The 15,608-nt window shown below is 70.0% G+C and carries 12 protein-coding genes and 1 pseudogene; 4 read left to right on the plus strand and 9 right to left on the minus strand.

The genetic code is table 11. The features are described 5' to 3' along the window. Window positions 1–95: 95 nt before the first annotated feature. Together AC3WXD_RS23555 and AC3WXD_RS23560 are read right to left on the minus strand one after the other, a co-directional pair. A complete protein-coding gene (locus AC3WXD_RS23555; protein ID WP_020202431.1) occupies window positions 96–1,712 on the minus strand; it encodes an ABC transporter substrate-binding protein in 1,617 nt (538 codons plus the stop codon). An 88-nt stretch (window positions 1,713–1,800) separates the two neighbouring features. Beyond that, a complete protein-coding gene (locus tag AC3WXD_RS23560; protein ID WP_020202430.1) occupies window positions 1,801–3,150 on the minus strand; it encodes an ArgE/DapE family deacylase in 1,350 nt (449 codons plus the stop codon). A 178-nt stretch (window positions 3,151–3,328) separates the two neighbouring features. On the opposite strand from AC3WXD_RS23560, the gene pdxR reads away from it, so the two are divergent. Together pdxR and AC3WXD_RS23570 are read left to right on the plus strand one after the other, a co-directional pair. Continuing rightward, the gene (gene pdxR, locus AC3WXD_RS23565) at window positions 3,329–4,927 is read left to right on the plus strand and encodes a MocR-like pyridoxine biosynthesis transcription factor PdxR (protein WP_492324812.1); all 1,599 of its coding nucleotides are present in this window, start codon (window positions 3,329–3,331) and stop codon (window positions 4,925–4,927) included. A gap of 108 nt (window positions 4,928–5,035) precedes the next feature. Continuing rightward, window positions 5,036–6,462, plus strand: a pseudogene (locus AC3WXD_RS23570) (FAD-binding oxidoreductase). A 19-nt stretch (window positions 6,463–6,481) separates the two neighbouring features. Here AC3WXD_RS23570 and AC3WXD_RS23575 read toward each other — a convergent pair. From AC3WXD_RS23575 to eat, 6 genes are all read right to left on the minus strand, one after another. Further along, on the minus strand, window positions 6,482–6,796 hold the full coding sequence (locus AC3WXD_RS23575) for a HigA family addiction module antitoxin (protein WP_059412076.1): 315 nt from the start codon (window positions 6,794–6,796) through the stop codon (window positions 6,482–6,484). A gap of 12 nt (window positions 6,797–6,808) precedes the next feature. Then, window positions 6,809–7,087 carry a type II toxin-antitoxin system RelE/ParE family toxin gene (locus tag AC3WXD_RS23580; protein ID WP_492324813.1) on the minus strand — a complete coding sequence of 93 codons (279 nt, stop codon included), beginning with the start codon at window positions 7,085–7,087 and terminating at the stop codon, window positions 6,809–6,811. A gap of 106 nt (window positions 7,088–7,193) precedes the next feature. Next, window positions 7,194–8,489 carry a haloacid dehalogenase-like hydrolase gene (locus tag AC3WXD_RS23585; RefSeq protein ID WP_492324814.1) on the minus strand — a complete coding sequence of 432 codons (1,296 nt, stop codon included), beginning with the start codon at window positions 8,487–8,489 and terminating at the stop codon, window positions 7,194–7,196. A 94-nt stretch (window positions 8,490–8,583) separates the two neighbouring features. Further along, a complete protein-coding gene (gene eutC / locus AC3WXD_RS23590) occupies window positions 8,584–9,396 on the minus strand; it encodes an ethanolamine ammonia-lyase subunit EutC (protein ID WP_492324815.1) in 813 nt (270 codons plus the stop codon). Between the two features lie 10 nt (window positions 9,397–9,406). Further along, the gene (locus AC3WXD_RS23595; RefSeq protein ID WP_454732550.1) at window positions 9,407–10,789 is read right to left on the minus strand and encodes an ethanolamine ammonia-lyase subunit EutB; all 1,383 of its coding nucleotides are present in this window, start codon (window positions 10,787–10,789) and stop codon (window positions 9,407–9,409) included. Between the two features lie 9 nt (window positions 10,790–10,798). Further along, window positions 10,799–12,238 (minus strand): ethanolamine permease, encoded by a 1,440-nt coding sequence (gene eat / locus AC3WXD_RS23600; protein ID WP_020202423.1) that lies wholly within the window; start codon window positions 12,236–12,238, stop codon window positions 10,799–10,801. Window positions 12,239–12,460: 222 nt separating this feature from the next. On the opposite strand from eat, the gene AC3WXD_RS23605 reads away from it, so the two are divergent. Next, on the plus strand, window positions 12,461–13,474 hold the full coding sequence (locus AC3WXD_RS23605) for a helix-turn-helix domain-containing protein (RefSeq protein ID WP_492324816.1): 1,014 nt from the start codon (window positions 12,461–12,463) through the stop codon (window positions 13,472–13,474). 250 nt (window positions 13,475–13,724) lie between these two features. Further along, window positions 13,725–14,762, plus strand: a complete 1,038-nt coding sequence (locus AC3WXD_RS23610) for an AI-2E family transporter (RefSeq protein WP_029043473.1) — start codon at window positions 13,725–13,727, stop codon at window positions 14,760–14,762. Window positions 14,763–14,806: 44 nt separating this feature from the next. Here AC3WXD_RS23610 and AC3WXD_RS23615 read toward each other — a convergent pair whose 3' ends face one another. After that, window positions 14,807–15,502, minus strand: a complete 696-nt coding sequence (locus AC3WXD_RS23615; RefSeq protein WP_029043472.1) for a FadR/GntR family transcriptional regulator — start codon at window positions 15,500–15,502, stop codon at window positions 14,807–14,809. Window positions 15,503–15,608: the final 106 nt, after the last annotated feature.

A 15,608-nucleotide genomic window follows, 5' to 3' on the forward strand; every position in this document is an offset into this window, starting at 1 on the left:
CCCCCCCCCCCCCCCCCCCCCCCCCCCCCCCCTCCCCCCCCCCCCCCCCCCCCCCCCCCCCCCCCCCCCCCCCCCCCGCGCCCGTCACGCACGACTCAGTTCTTCTCGATGGAAACGTTGTCGAACGACTCGTTCAGCCCGATCGCGGTGGTCACGAGGTTCTTGACGTTCTTGCGGTACAGCGTGGGGAACTCCAGCTCGAACAGGTTGCCGGCGGCCACTTCCGTCACCAGGATCTTCTGCACCTCGCTGTACAGCTTCTGGCGCTCGCCCGCGTCCAGCGCGACGCCGGCCTGGGCCCACAGCGCATCGGCCTGCGGGTTGCTGTAGCCCTGCACGTTGGCGAACGGCGTGCCCTTGACGATGTTCTTGGTCACGTAGAGCCGCTCCACGCCCAGCGCCGGATCGCCGTACTGGTAGGTGTAGGTGACGGTCAGGTCGAAGTCCCAGTTGCTCACGCGGCTGGACCACGTGCCGGCATCGGCCGACTCGATGCTGACCTTGAAGCCGAGCTGCTCGAGCATCTGCTTGGCGTACTCGTCGAGGCGGTCCCAGTTGGCGCCGTAGGAGGTCGACAGGATCTTGACCGGGTACTGGCCGACGTTGACGCCGGACTCCTTGATGAGGTCGCGCGCCTTCTTCAGGTTGAAGTCATAGGCCGGCATGTTCTTGTCGAAGAACAGCGTGCTCGAGGAGAACGGGCTCACCGCCGGCTTGCCCATGCCGAAGAAGATGTTGTCGACGATCAGCTTGCGGTTGAGCGCGTGCATCACCGCCTGGCGCACCTTGATGTTGTTGAACGGCGGCTTGCGCTCGTTCATCAGCATCGTGGACATCGGCGCGAACATCTCCCAGCCCTTGGTGGTGTATTCCACGTTGGGCAGCGCGCGCAGGCGCTTGACGTCCACGTTGTCGACGTCGCCGCCGCGCAGCACCTGCACGTCGCCCTTCTCGAAGGCCACCGCGCGCGAGGCCGAGTCCGGGATCACGTAGAACACCAGCTCGTCCAGGTAGGGCTTGCCCTTCTTCCAGTAGTTGGGGTTCTTGGCCAGCTTGATGTAGGCGCCCTTCTTCCATTCCTTGAACATGAAGGGGCCGGTGCCGATGGGCTTCTGGTTGGCCGGGTTGTTGCGGTAGTCGGTGCCGTCGTAGATGTGCTTGGGCATCATCGGCATGGTGCCGGTCTCGAACATCGAGATGAACGGCGGGAACGGCTCCTTGAGCTTGATCTCCACGGTGCTGTCGTTGACCGCGCGGATCGAGTCCATGTACTTGTTGATCACGGCGCGCGTGCGCACGTGCACCTCGCGCAGCATCTTGTCGATCGAGAACACCACGTCGGCCGAGGTGAACGGCTTGCCGTCATGCCACTTCACGCCCTGCTGCAGCTCGAAGGTGTAGGTCAGGCCGTCCGGCGAGATCTTCCACGACTTGGCCAGCTCGGGGCGCGGCTTGAGGTCCGGGCCGTAGGTCAGCAGGCCCTGGTAGATCTTGCCGGCGATGTACTGCGTGGGCGCCTGCGAGTTCATCGCGCTCACCAGGATCGGCGGCTCGGGCTGGACGATGCCGGACAAGGTGCCGCCCACGGTCTGCGCGGCGGCGCTGCCCGCGGGCAGCAGCACCGGCGCCAGGGCCAGGCCGGCGCTGGCCAGCGCCATCGACACCAGGCTTTTGCCAAAGCTCTTTTTCAGGTGTTGGGTGAAGGATTTCATCGGTCAGTTTCCTGTGGTAGTGATCGTGCTCTGCGGATACGGAAGGTACGAAAGACGATTGCTGCGGCTGCGGTGACTGCGTGGTGGCTCAGGCGGCGGCGGGCTCGACGCCGCACCAGTCGTGCATGAACTGCGCGAGCGTGGTGGCCACGCGCACCATGCTCTCGATGGAGACCGACTCGTCGATGCCGTGGATGTTGCGCGCCACCGGCCCGTAGCAGGTCACGGGCGTGTCCAGCATCATGCGGAAATGGCGCGCGTCGGTGGTGGCGGTGGAGGCTTCGTGCCGCACGGGCTCGCCGGTGGTTTTCCGGTGCGCGGCCGCGAGCGTCTGCATGCTGGCCACCTCCAGGTCGAACTCGCAGCCCGGCGCGTGGAAACCCTCGTAGCGGATGCCGAGCTGCAGGTTGCTGGCCAGGCGCGCGAGCGTGGCGCGCACGCAGTCCGCCACGCGCGCCTTGGCGTCGTTGACGTCCATGTCCGGGAAGAAGCCGATGCGCACGCCCAGCGTGCAGGTGCACGGCACCGAGGAATTCCACTCGCCGCCCTGGATCTGGCCGATGTTGAAATTGACCGGGTGCGCGTGGTCGCGGTACGCGGCGGGCCGGTTCTGCGGCAGGTTCCACTCGGCCTCGAGGCGGCGCAGGTCGGCGATCACCTCGATGGCGGCCTCGACCGGGTTCACGCCGCTGGACATGTAGGCGGCATGCGCCGGGTGGCCGGTGAGATCGACGAACATCCAGAACACGCCCATCTGCGCGCTCATCAGGGTTTCGCCGAACGGCTCGGGAATCACCACGGTGTCGAACGAGGCCAGCTTGCCCGCGCCGACCGCGCTGCGCAGCGCGGCCACCGTGGCCAGCGCGCCGTTGCCGGTGTTCTCCTCCTCGAGCACGGAGTTGAAGCCGACCGCGCCGGCGGGCTGCACGCCGAGGTCCTTGAGCGCCTTGAACGCGGCCAGCGTGCAGACGATGCCGGCCTTCATGTCGCCCGCGCCGCGGCCGAACAGCCAGCCGTCCTCGACGAACGGCGCATACGGCGACTGGCGCCACATCGACTCGGGGCCGGTCGGCACCACGTCGAGGTGGCCGTTGAACAGCACCGAGCGCCCGCCCTTCGCCGCGGGCCGGTGCGTGGCCAGCAGGTTGTAGCGGCCGCCGTCGGGGCAGCACGGCGGCGAGAACAGCGGCAGGTCCTTGAGCGCTTCGCTGCGCAGGTAGATGTGCTCGGACGCCAGGCCGAGCTCGCGCAGCGCGCCTTCCATGAAGGCCACGGCGGGCTGCTCCTGGCCCGACGGGCTGGGCGCCGCCACGAAATCCGACAGCGTGCGCACCATGTACGGCTCGAGCGCGCGCACGGCGGCGGCGATGGCATCGGTTGTGAGCGCGGGAAGATCTGGCGTGGCGGCAATCGCGGCACTGCCGGCGGGACGTTGCATGGTGGCTCCACTGACTGGCCCGGCATGCGCGAGGGGGGCGCTTCCGGAGGGGGATCGAATCAGCCGAATCGGCAAGACGTCGTTCAAAAAAACGACGAACCCAACAAGATGTATCGAAAGTTAGCCGATCATTGGTACCATCGGTAGGTCCATGTTTCGCTTTTTAGCCGGTGCCACTTTGAAAGAGACCATTTTGTCGGAGCTGCTGCTGCAGCGTCTGGAAAGGCCCGCCGATGGTGCGGAAGACAAGAACGGCGCGCATATGAACCGCCAGCTCTACGAGATCATTCGGCAGGAAATCCTTGCTGGGTCTTTGGTTGCGGGTAGCAAGCTGCCCGCGTCGCGGCTCCTGGCGAAGGAGGTCGGGGTCTCGCGCAACACCGTGCTGTATGCCTACGAACAGCTCCTGGCGGAGGGTTACGTCACCGCATCGAGCGGAAGTGGCACCTTCGTGTCGCAGAGTTTTCCCGACCATAGTGCATTGCACAACGTTAGGGCGCAAAGTGGCACCATGACTGTGCCCGCAGCGCAGCAAAACCCGAACCGCTTCACGCTGTCGCGGCGCGGCCAGCACCTGGTGTCGCATTCCGGTGCATCGGACCGGCAATGGGGCGCGTTCGTCGCGGGCGTGCCCGACGTTTCGCTGTTTCCGCACGCTGTCTGGGCACGCCTGCTCAACAAGCACTGGCGCGCGCCCAAACCCGAACTGCTGACGTATGCGCACAACGGCGGCTACATGCCGCTGCGCCGGGTGCTGGCCGAGCACCTGCGGCTGGTGCGCTCGGTGCGCTGCGAGCCCGAGCAGATCATCCTGACCACCGGCATCCACCAGGCCATCGACCTGATCGCGCGGCTGCTCGGCGACCCCGGCGACAAGGCGTGGATGGAAGACCCCGGCTACTGGGGCACGCGCAGCCTGCTCAACAGCGCGGGCATCGAGACCATCCCGATCCCGGTGGACGGCGAGGGCATCGCGCCCGACGCGGTCACGCTGCAGAACCCGCCGCGCTTCATCTTCGCCACGCCGTCGCACCAGTATCCGCTCGGCATGGTGATGAGCCTGTCGCGCCGGCGCATGCTGCTCGAATACGCGCGCCAGCGCGGCGCGTGGATCGTGGAGGACGACTACGACAGCGAATTCCGCTTCGAGGGCCGGCCGCTGGCCTCGCTGCAGGGCCTGGACGAGCACGACCGCGTGATCTACATGGGCACCTTCTCCAAGACGCTGTTCCCGGGGCTGCGCATGGGCTTCATGGTGCTGCCCAAGCCGCTCGCGCCGCATTTCGCCACGGGGCTGTCGGAGCTGTTCCGCGAGGGCCAGCTGATGCAGCAGGCGGTGCTGGCCGACTTCATCGAGGAAGGCCACTACGCCACCCACATCCGCCGCGTGCGCCAGCGCTACGCGCAGCGCCAGGGCCTGTTGCGCGAAGCCATCGCCGCGCGCCTGGGCGCGGACTGGCCGACCTCCACGCACGAGGCCGGCCTGCACATGGTGCTGCACCTGCCGCCCGGCGCCGACGACCTCGGCATCAGCATGGCGGCGCGCACGCAGGGCCTGACCACGCGGCCGCTGTCGCGCTACTTCGCCGACCCGGCCCGGGCCGCCAGCCAGGGCCTGCTGCTGGGCTACGCCTGCGTGCCGGACGACCAGATCGCGCCGGCCTTCCACAAGCTCGCCGAGGTGATCGAGCCCGCGCTGGAACACCTCGCGCGCACGCAGGCGCCGCGCCGCGCGGCCGCCGCGGCGATCAACCAGGAGGCGTGGAGCGGGGCGTAGCGCGGCCCGCGTGCGGCCGTGGCGCCATGCCGGGGGCGGCGATTGGCCCTTCCCGCTGCTTGCGGCCGTGGCCTAGTATTGCGGCTTTCGCATCGCCATCAGGCCGACATGACCGACTCCGATCCCGCACGCAAGGCGCCCGGCGCCATCCTCGGGGCGCTGGCAGCCCTGCTGGACGGCCCCGGCCTGCAGGCCGGCGACGCCATCGAGACGCGCTTCCGCAAGGACTGGTACGCGCCGCTGGGCGCGCCGCCGCTGGCCGTGGCGCGCCCGCGCGGCACCGCCGAAGTCGCCGCCGTGCTGGCGCTGTGCAACCGCCTGGGCCAGCCGGTGGTGCCGCAGGGCGGGCTCACCGGGCTGGCCGGCGCGGCCACGCCGCAGGGCGGCGAGGTGGTGCTGTCGCTCGAGCGCATGCGCGGCGTGGAGGAGATCGACGCGCAGGCCGGCACCATGACCGTGCTGGCCGGCACCACGCTGCAGGCCGCGCAGGACGCCGCGCGCGAAGCCGGCTGGCTGCTGGCGGTGGACCTCGGCGCGCGCGGCAGTTGCCAGATCGGCGGCAACATCGCCACCAACGCCGGCGGCAACCGCGTGATCCGCTACGGCATGATGCGCGACCAGGTGCTGGGGCTGGAGGCGGTGCTGGCCGACGGCACCGTGGTGTCCTCGCTCAACAAGATGCAGAAGAACAATGCCGGCTACGACGTGCGCCAGCTTTTCATCGGCAGCGAAGGCACGCTCGGCGTGATCACGCGCGCGGTGCTGCGCCTCGCGCCGCTGCCGGCCGCCACCCAGACCGCGCTGTGCGCGCTCGCGGGCTACGAGGACGTGGTGCGTCTGCTGCGCCATGCCCAGCGCGCGCTCTCGGGCCGCCTCAGCGCGTTCGAAGTGATGTGGGCCGATTTCTACGCGCTCGTCACCACGCGCGTGGCCGGCGTGCGCGCGCCGCTGCCGCCGGCCATCCGTTCTACGTGCTGCTCGACCTGCAGGGCAATGACAGCGCGCAGGACGCGCCGGTCTTCGAGGCCATGCTGGAGTCGGCGCTGGAAGCGGACCTGATCCAGGACGCGGCGGTCGCCGCCAGCCACAAGGAAGCCGCGAGCTTCTGGCTGCTGCGCGACGCGGTGGCCGAGTTCCCGACCATGTGGACGCCCAGCGTGGGCTTCGACGTCAGCGTGCCGATCGGGCGCATCGGCGAGTTCGCCGAGACGCTGCGCGCGCGCGTGCTGGCCGCGTGGCCCGGCGCCGAGATGATGCACTTCGGCCACGTCGGCGACAGCAACCTGCACTTCGGCGTGCGCCTGCCCGGCGTGGACGCCGCGGACTTCCCCGAGCACGACATCACCGACCTGGCCTACGGCGTGGTGCGGGATTTCCAGGGCAGCATCTCGGCCGAGCACGGCGTCGGCTTCCACAAGAAGCCCTACCTGCACTGCTCGCGCTCGCCCGAGGAACTGGCGCTGATGCGGCTGCTGAAGCGAGCGCTGGACCCGAACCATATTCTGAGTCCGGGGCGGGTGTTCGATCTGGGGTGAAAGCGGGACAGGCACGCAGTCAGACCGGTTCGAGATCGCGTGGCGCAATCTCGCTCGTGATCTCCCCGCCATGTTCGCGCCGGGCGATCTTCAGGTCATAGGACTGCTGCAGATTGAGCCAGGATTCCGCATCGCCGCCGAAGTACTGTGCCAGCCGCAGGGCAGTGTCGGGGGTGATGCCGCGGCGCTCGCGCACGATATCGTTGATGCGCGCCGGGGTGACGTGCAGCGCCACGGCGAGTGCGTTGGCGCTCATGCCGAACGGGACGAGAAACTCCTCGCGCAAGATCTCGCCCGGATGGACCGGACGCATGCCGTTCTGGAAGCGGGCCATGATGATTTCCTTTCAGTGATAGTCCACGATCTCGACGGCCTCCGGGCCATCGGGCGTCCAGACAAAACAGACGCGCCACTGATCGTTGATGCGGATGCTGTGCTGCCCCTTGCGGCGCCCGCCCAGCATTTCGAGCCGGTTGCCGGGCGGCGAGCGCAGGAAGTCGAGCGAAGTGGCAGCGGCCAGCATCTCCAGCTTGCGTTCCGCCGCTGCCTTGATGTTCGCGAACCTGGGTACCCGCCGGCCGGTGAACAGCGCCGCCGTGTCTGCGCATTTGAACGACTGGATCATGGCGGAATTATATATCGCTTACCGATAAACGGTATAAGAGAAAAGCGGGCCGCGAATTCGCGCGGCCCGTGTGGAGAACGAAGCACGCTGCCGAAGTCGGGGAACGCTACTTCAGCAACTTCCCTTCCTTCGCCCCCAGCGGCGTATGCGCCTGCGACGCCACGAACACGCCGGCGTTGTCGTCGCGGCCTTGCAGCAGGTACTTCGCATCCGCCTTGCCGTAGGTCTGCACCGCCACGCCGGAGAGCTTGCCGATGTCGCTGGCGCGCAGGCGGTTGACGATCAGCACGGCGCGGGTGTCGGCGAAGTCCTGCATCATGTTCTGGTCGCCCTCGCTGTCGCCGGCGACGAAGACCGGGCCGTAGCCGTAGCGCGACACCAGGAAGCGCTCGATGGTCTGCGTCTTGCCCTTGCCCTGCGTCTGCGCGTAGCCGCGGCGGAACTCGGGCTGGATCACGCCTTGCGCGTCGCGCTCGAGCTCCATCGCCAGCACGCGGTCGGCGGGATTGTTGTAGCCGTAGGCGGGATTGGACGAAATCTCCTTGACCACGTCGACGAACGAGGCCGAGCACACCCAGACGTCGAAGCCGGCCGCGCGCATGCGGGCGTAGAGGTCCTGCATCTCGGGCACCAGCCGCAGGCCGTTCTTCCAGCTCACCGAGACCACGCCGGCGCGGCCGGGCAGCGCGGCGGGGCTGGTCCACCTGACCTTCTCGATCGGCTGCCCGAGCTGCCAGGCCACGGTGTCGGCGGTCAGGTTGCGCACCTGCGCCTCGGTCATGCCGGCGAAGTGGTAGGTCACCCACGGATAGGCCACGGCGTGGTCGAAGCTGTCGCCGATGGCTTCGTACAGGTAGCGCATCTTGGCGACGAAGTTCTGGTAGTGCGGGCTGGCCTTGACCTGCTCGAGCGACTGGCTGCCCTTCAGGCCGCTGTAGTTCCGGTACAGCCAGGTGTAGCTCTCGATGATGTCGGGCGCCACCTTGTCGATGTCCACCGGCTGGCCGGCCGCATTGTTGAACGGCGCGTTGAAGGCCTTGTGCGGGATGTTCAGGCGGATGGCGGTGTCGAGCTGCTGCGGCGTGGCGCCGAAGCGCAGGTTCTGCAACTGGTACACCAGCACCGCTTCCTCGATGTCGAGGAAGATGCTGGTGTTGTCCCAGTCGAACACCGCGTAGGGCGGCTTGCGCGCGTCGTAGCCGGGACTGCCCTTGCCGTGGGCGGCGATCAGCGCGTCGATGCGGGCGCGGTTGAAGGCGTCCCACCTGCCTTGCGCCAGCGGCTGCACCGCGCTCTGCGCGGCGGAGGCGCCGGCGCGCGGGTCTTGCGTGGCGCAGCCGCCCGCGGCGAGCGCGGCGGCCAGCAGGGTTGCGATCAGCAGGCTCTTTTGCTTTTGCTTCATGGCGATTTCCTCGTTTTCGTTGTCGTGGGTGCAGCGGGAAAAAAGGCGTCACGAAGCCGGCCGGCCGGAGCCGGCGGCTTGGTCGGGCGGGGGTTCACTCGGATGCGGGCAAGGCGTCCGGCGCGATGTCTGGCGCGATGTCTGGCGGAGAGGGCGGCAGCGCAACCTCGCCGCTGTCGTCCTTCAGGTCCACGCCGCTGCGCCCGAGCGCCAGCGCGCCGCGCAGCAGGAAGGCGAGCTTGTCCGCCGCCTGCGCGTAGGGCAGCCCTTCGGGGCGCACGTTGGAGATGCAGTTGCGCTCGGCGTCGCTGCGGCCCGGGCGCGGCGCGTGGGTGAGATAGATGCCGAGGCTGTCCGGCGAGCTCAGCCCCGGCCGCTCGCCGATCAGCATCACCACCTGGCGCGCGCCGAGCAGGTGGCCGGCCTCGTCGCCGAGCGCCACGCGCGCCTGCTCGGCCACCACCACCGGACCGATGGACCAGCCCGGCAGGCGCGCGCGCGCGGCCAGCAGCAGCGGCACGCCGTGGCGCCCGGCGGCCAGCGCGGAGAGGCCGTCGGCGATCACGAACACCACGTCGGGCGCCTCGGCGGGGCGCGCCTGCGCCAGCCGCGCGCGGCTGTCGTCGTCGAGGCGGCGGCCCAGGTCGGGCCGGCGCAGGTAGTGCTGGCGGTCCGCCGCGGCGCTGTGCACGGGCACGCTGGCGAAGCCGGCCGCGGCCAGCGCCTGCTCGATGTCGGCGCGCGCCAGCGGCAGGTGCACGGCGTCGCGCGCCTGCGCGTGGGCCAGGCCGAAGGCGAGCACGGTCTCGGTGGTCTGGCTGTTGCCGGCGCGGCCCAGCGCGATGCGCGCCGCGGTGAACTGGCGCAGGCGCTGCCACGGATTGGGCTGGGTCAGCTTGCGGGACATGGCGGGCGGCTCACAGTCCGTGCGCCAGCTGCAGCAGCGGCTGCCGCTCGCCCGGCTCCAGCAGGCGGCCGTCGTCGCCGAGGATGCCCATGCGCCGCAGCCAGTCCTCGAACTCCGGCGCGGGCCGCAGGCCGAGCGTGTCGCGCAGGTAGAGCGCGTCGTGGAACGAGGTGCTCTGGTAGTTCAGCATGATGTCGTCGGCGCCGGGCACGCCCATGATGAAGTTGATGCCGGCCACGCCGAACAGCGTCAGCAGCGTGTCCATGTCGTCCTGGTCGGCCTCGGCGTGGTTGGTGTAGCAGACGTCGCAGCCCATCGGCACGCCCAGCAGCTTGCCGCAGAAATGGTCTTCCAGCCCGGCGCGGATGATCTGCTTGCCGTCGTACAGGTACTCGGGGCCGATGAAGCCCACCACGGTGTTGACCAGCAGCGGCGAGAACTCGCGCGCCACCGCGTAGGCGCGCGCCTCCATCGTCTGCTGGTCCACGCCGTGGTGCGCGTTGGCGGACAGCGCGCTGCCCTGCCCGGTCTCGAAATACATCACGTTGTTGCCCACGGTGCCGCGCGCCAGGCTCTGCGCGGCGTCGTGCGCCTCGGCCAGCAGCGCCAGGCCGATGCCGAAGCCGGCGTTGGCGCGCTCGCTGCCAGCCACCGACTGGAACACCAGGTCCACCGGCGCGCCCTGCTCGATGGCGCGCACGGTGTTGGTGACGTGGGTCAGCACGCACGACTGCGTGGGCACGTCGTAGCGGCAGCGCAGGTCGTCGATCAGGCGCAGCAGCGTGACGATGGCGCCGAGGTTGTCGGTGGCCGGGTTGATGCCGATGGTGGCGTCGCCGCAGCCGTACAGCAGGCCGTCGATCATCGAGGCGGCGATGCCCTTGGGATCGTCGGTCGGGTGGTTGGGCTGCAGCCGCACCGAGAGCCGGCCGGGCAGGCCGATGGTGTTGCGAAAGCGCGTGACCACGCGGCACTTGCGCGCCACCGCCACCAGGTCCTGGTTGCGCATGAGCTTGCTCGCCGCCGCCGCCATCTCTGGCGTGATGCCGGGCGCCACGCGCGCCAGGGTAGCGCTGTCGGTCTCGTGCAGCAGCAGCCAGTTGCGGAAGTCGCCCACGGTCAGCGCGGCGATCTCGCGGAAGGCCTCGCGGTCGTGCCGGTCGAGGATCAGGCGCGTGACCTCGTCGTCCTCATACGGCACCAGCGCTTCGCGCAGGAAATGCGCGAGCGGCACCTCGGCCAGCGCCATGCGCGCGGCCATGCGCTCCTCCTCGCTGGCGGCGGCCACGCCGGCCAGGTAGTCGCCCGAGCGCGCCGGGCTAGCCTTGGCCAGCAGCGTCTTGAGGTCGGCGAACAGGTGGCGGCGCGCGCCGACGGTGTGGGTGAAGGCCATGACGGTATCTCAGTCGGCGGCGGGCACCTGCGCGGGCGCGCCGCCGGCGAGGTCGCCGTGCGCCACCTGGTGGCGCGCGCGCCAGTGGTAGTGCGCGTAGCCCACGGCCAGCACGCCGGCATACAGCAGCGCGATCAGCGGGTTGAACCAGACCATCGCGCCGAGCGAGACCAGCGCGCCGGCCAGCGCGACGAGCGGGAAGACCGGATAGCACGGCGTGCGCCAGGGCCGCGCCATGTCCGGTGCGCTGCGGCGCAGGCGGAACAGGCTGGCCATGCTGAACAGGTACATGGTCAGCGCGCCGAACACCGACATGGTGACGATGTTGGCGGTCAGCGGCTGGCCGCCGATGACGATCAGGCCGTCGCTGTAGATGGCGAGGATGCCCACCACGCCGCCAGCCAGCACGGCGCGGTGCGGCGTGGCGAAGCGCGGATGCACGCGCGCCAGCCAGCCCGGCAGGAAGCCGGCGCGCGCCAGCGCGAAGATCTGCCGCGAGTAGCCCAGGATGATGCCGTGGAACGACGCCACCAGCCCGAACAGGCCCAGCCACACCAGCATGTGCAGCCAGCCCGAGTGCTCGCCCACGATCATCTTCATGGCCTGCGGCAGCGGGTCGTTGATGTTGGCCAGCCGGGTCCAGTCGCCGGCGCCGCCGGCGAACACCATCACGCCCACGGCCAGCGCCAGCAGCGTGAGGATGCCGGTGGTGTAGGCGATCGGGATCGAGCGGCGCGGGTCGCGCGCCTCTTCGGCCGCCATCGCCACGCCCTCGATGGCGAGGAAGAACCAGATCGCGAACGGGATCGCGGCGAACATGCCGGGCACCGCCGCCAGCGAGAAGCCGTCCTGCCCGGCCCAGCCGCCGCGGGCGAAATTGGCCACCGAGAAGCCCGGCGCCACCACGCCCATGAAGACCAGCAGCTCGAAGATGGCGAACAGCGTCACCACCAGCTCGAAGGTGGCGGCAATGCGCACGCCGATGATGTTGAGGCCCATGAACACAATATAGGCGCCGACCGCGGCATGCTTGGGATCGAGCCCCGGGAACTGCACATTGAGGTAGGCGCCGATGGCCAGCGCGATGGCCGGCGGCGCGAACACGAACTCGATCAGCGTGGCCAGCCCGGCGAGGTAGCCGGCGCCGGGGCCGAACGCGCGGTAGGCATAGGCGAACGGCCCGCCCGCGTGCGGGATGCTGGTGGTCAGCTCGGTGAAGCTGAAGATGAAGGTGGCATACATGGTGGCCACCGCCAGCGCCGTGACCATGAAGCCCAGCGTGCCGGCGCTGGCCCAGCCGAAGCTCCAGCCGAAGTATTCGCCCGAGATCACCAGCCCCACGGCGATGCCCCACAGCTGCACGGTGCCGAGCGTCCGGGTGAGCGTGCCGCCGCCGGCCGGGTGCGGGGGGCTGGCCGGGGACGGCGGATGCGGGGGCTGGCTGGACATGGCTAGGGTTTCTCCGGACGGTGTGCCGGCGGCGGATCGTTGCCCCGGCCGCGGCGTTTCCGGCATCATCGCCAAAAGCGCGCGGGCAGCGTTATCGAAAATCGGCACCATTGCGAATCGGCACCATCGCGGATGTGGCATGCGGCGGCCGGCAGGCGCGGCACCCCCGGTGGAATGGAACTTGCAACGCGCAGGATCGCCCTGCGTACCCAAATCTTCGCCATGAACACCACCCGCGACATCCCGCCCGCAGCCCTCGCCACCTTCCGCGTCACCGCCGCGCGCGACGCCGACGAGCACGCCGCCAACCTGTCGCGCTGGAACCAGACCTACGACCAGCTTTCGCCGGGCGCCTTCGCCGGCGAGGTGCGCGAACTGTGGCTGCCGCATGCGCAGGTGTTCGTCGAGCGCACCAACCGCAGCCTGCGCCAGTCCTGCATGGCCTGGCCCGATGCGATCTGGTTCGGTGTGCCGCTGCCCTCCGCGCAGGCGCCGGCCACCGTGGGCGGCACCGCCATCGCGCATACCGACATCGCGGTGCGGCCCGGCGGCACGGAATTCGAGTTGCGCACGCCCGAGGATTTCGGCATCTTCGGCATCGTGGTGCGGGCCGAGGAACTGGCGCGCTACATGGACGAGGTGGAACACCGCGACCCCGCCAGCGTGCTGGGCCAGCGCGCGGTGCTGTCGGTGCAGCCGTGGGCGCGCGCCCGGCTGTGCCGCGCGCTGCTGGAGATCCTGTCCGAGGCCGCGCGCCCCGCCCCGCCGAACGGCATCGCCACCGCCGACGCCAGCGAGGCCGCCCAGGCCTGCGGCGACCTGCAGGAGCGCCTGCTGGGCAGCCTCGTCACCCTGCTGATGGCCGCGAACGACAGCGCCGCGCGCCCCACCATCACGCACATCAACCGCCAGCGCACCGTGCAGCGCATCCGCGACTACCTGCTGGCCCACGCCGCGGACCCCATCGCCGTGCCCGACCTGTGCCGGCACTTCCACCTGAGCCGCCGCGCGCTGCAATACTGCTTCGAGGACGTGGCCGGCATGTCGCCGGCGGCCTACCTGCGCGCGCTGCGCCTGAACGGCGTGCGCCGCGACCTGCGCGCCGGCGCCGGACAGCGCACCGTCTCCGACGTGGCCGCGGCCTGGGGCTTCCACCATCTCTCGCAGTTCGCCCAGGACTACCGCCGCATGTTCGGCGAGCTGCCTTCGGCGGCGCTGCGCGGCGGCGCGAACTAGGCCCGCGCCCGCCGGCCGCTCCCCGGCGCCCTTCCCCCGCCGCTTCCTGCCCGCTTCCTGCCCTCTTCCCACCTCCTCCTGCATCTTCCCGCCGCGCCGCTGCCCCGGAAATTGCCCGGCCCGCCGCCGCGCCCGCCTTTGCGCGCACGGGCGCGCTTGCCTTAGCCGCCTGCGGGACCGACAATCGAGCGCCGTACTATCCACAGATGCCGGCCGCCAGCGTGGGGCGGCCGTCCATGCAGGAGTCTCGATGAATCAACCCGATCCGCCACGCCTGCCCCGCTTGCCGGAGGCAGCGTGGTTCAACGTCGGCCTGGCCGCCTACGTCCTCACCGCCCTGGCCCTGTGGGTGGTGATGCAGGCCAACCTGGTCGCGGCGCTGCTGGCCGGGCTGCTGCTGTATTCGCTGGTGGACGTGCTGGCGCCGAGGCTCGCCGGCCTGCACCAGAAACATGACGCGCTGGCGGTGGCGCTGCTGTCCGCCATCACGCTGCTGGTGCTGACGCTCGGCGGCTGGGCGCTGATCCGCTTCGTCGGCGGCGACGGCAACCGGCTGGACACGCTGCTGATCCGCTCCGCCGACATCATCGACAAATCGCGCGCGCAGTTGCCGGGCTGGGTCAGCGACGCGCTGCCGCGCGGCGTGGACGAGCTGGCCAACGCGCTGATCGCGTGGCTGCGCGAGCACGCGCAGATGGCGCAGAAGTTCGGCGCGGAGGTGCTGCGCACGCTGGCGCATATCCTGATCGGCCTGGTGATCGGCGCGATGGTGGCGCTGTACCGCGCCATCGCCAAGCCCAACCGCAGGCCGCTAGCCGCCGCGCTGGTGGAACGCGCGCGCAACCTGCAGCGGGCCTTCGCGCAGTTCATCTTCGCCCAGATCAAGATCTCGCTGATCAACACCGTGCTGACCGCGATCTACCTGCTGGTGGTGCTGCCGCTGTGCGGCGTGCACCTGCCGCTGACCAAGACGCTGGTGGCGCTGACCTTCCTGGTGGGGCTGCTGCCGGTGCTGGGCAACCTGATCTCGAACGCGGGCATCGTGGTGGCGTCGCTGTCGATCTCGCTGCCGATCGCGGTCGCCTCGCTGGTCTACCTGGTGGTGATCCACAAGCTCGAATACTTCCTCAACGCGCGCATCATCGGCGCGCGCATCAACGCCGCCGCGTGGGAGCTGCTGACGGTGATGCTGCTGATGGAGTCGGTCTACGGCATCGCCGGCGTGATCGCCGGGCCGATCTTCTATGCCTATCTCAAGCGCGAACTGGCGGCGAAAGAACTGATCTGAGGCCGGCGCGCGCCAGGTCGGACCAATCCGGCCGCCGGCGCCGGTCAAGGCCCCGCCGGCCCGCCTTCCGCTTCCGCTTCCACCTCCACCCGGCTGCGCACGAAATCGATATGCGTCTGCATGGCCGTGCGCGCCTCCTCCGGGCGGCGCGCGAGGATGGCTTCGCACAGCGTGCGGTGCTGCAGCAGCAATAGCGCCGAGGCGCCCTCGTCCTGCACGCGCAGGCCGGTGCCGTTGATGGTGATGTGTTCGCGCAGCATGCCGATCACGCTGGTGTGCAGGTGCAGGAACATGGTGTTGTGCGAGGCCTGGGCGATGGCTTCGTGCAGCTTCGCGTCGGCCTCGGCCTCGGCGGCCTTGTCGTCCCGCTCGCGCGAGGTCTCCAGCGCGCGCAGCAGCGCGCGGATGCGCTTGAGGTCGGCCGGATCGGCGCGCAGCGCGGCGAAGTAGGCGGTGGCGCCTTCGAGCACGCGGCGGAACTCCAGGATGTCGTCGCGCAGCACCGGGTGGTCGGCCACCAGTTGCCGCCACGGCGAGGCGATGCCCGCGCGCAGCTGCTCGGTGACGAACACGCCGGCGCCGCGGCGGCTCTGCAGCAGGCCGCGCGCGCCGAGGCGCTGGATGGCCTCGCGGATGGTGTTGCGGGCCACGCCGTATTGCGCGGCGAGCAGCCGTTCGGCGGGCAGCCGGGTGCCGGCCGGCCAGGTGCCGTCGAGCAGCGCCGTCTCCATTTTCCGCATGACCTGTTCCACGCGCCCGCGCGCCTGCATGCCCCCCGCCATCCTCGTCCCCGTGTCATCCCGCCCGCCGCTGGTCCAACCAATTTGAACTGCGGCGCGTCTCGCG

Source organism: Cupriavidus sp. FW216-B1 (assembly GCF_058789195.1).

Bases quoted from the DNA above. Each gene is read 5' to 3' on its own strand.
- AC3WXD_RS23555 (WP_020202431.1), bottom strand. From the start codon at position 1,712: ATGAAATCCTTCACCCAACACCTGAAAAAGAGCTTTGGCAAAAGCCTG.
- AC3WXD_RS23560 (WP_020202430.1), bottom strand. From the start codon at position 3,150: ATGCAACGTCCCGCCGGCAGTGCCGCGATTGCCGCCACGCCAGATCTT.
- AC3WXD_RS23575 (WP_059412076.1), bottom strand. From the start codon at position 6,796: ATGGCCCGCTTCCAGAACGGCATGCGTCCGGTCCATCCGGGCGAGATC.
- AC3WXD_RS23580 (WP_492324813.1), bottom strand. From the start codon at position 7,087: ATGATCCAGTCGTTCAAATGCGCAGACACGGCGGCGCTGTTCACCGGC.
- AC3WXD_RS23585 (WP_492324814.1), bottom strand. From the start codon at position 8,489: ATGAAGCAAAAGCAAAAGAGCCTGCTGATCGCAACCCTGCTGGCCGCC.
- eutC (WP_492324815.1), bottom strand. From the start codon at position 9,396: ATGTCCCGCAAGCTGACCCAGCCCAATCCGTGGCAGCGCCTGCGCCAG.
- AC3WXD_RS23595 (WP_454732550.1), bottom strand. From the start codon at position 10,789: ATGGCCTTCACCCACACCGTCGGCGCGCGCCGCCACCTGTTCGCCGAC.
- eat (WP_020202423.1), bottom strand. From the start codon at position 12,238: ATGTCCAGCCAGCCCCCGCATCCGCCGTCCCCGGCCAGCCCCCCGCAC.
- AC3WXD_RS23605 (WP_492324816.1), top strand. From the start codon at position 12,461: ATGAACACCACCCGCGACATCCCGCCCGCAGCCCTCGCCACCTTCCGC.
- AC3WXD_RS23610 (WP_029043473.1), top strand. From the start codon at position 13,725: ATGAATCAACCCGATCCGCCACGCCTGCCCCGCTTGCCGGAGGCAGCG.
- AC3WXD_RS23615 (WP_029043472.1), bottom strand. From the start codon at position 15,502: ATGCGGAAAATGGAGACGGCGCTGCTCGACGGCACCTGGCCGGCCGGC.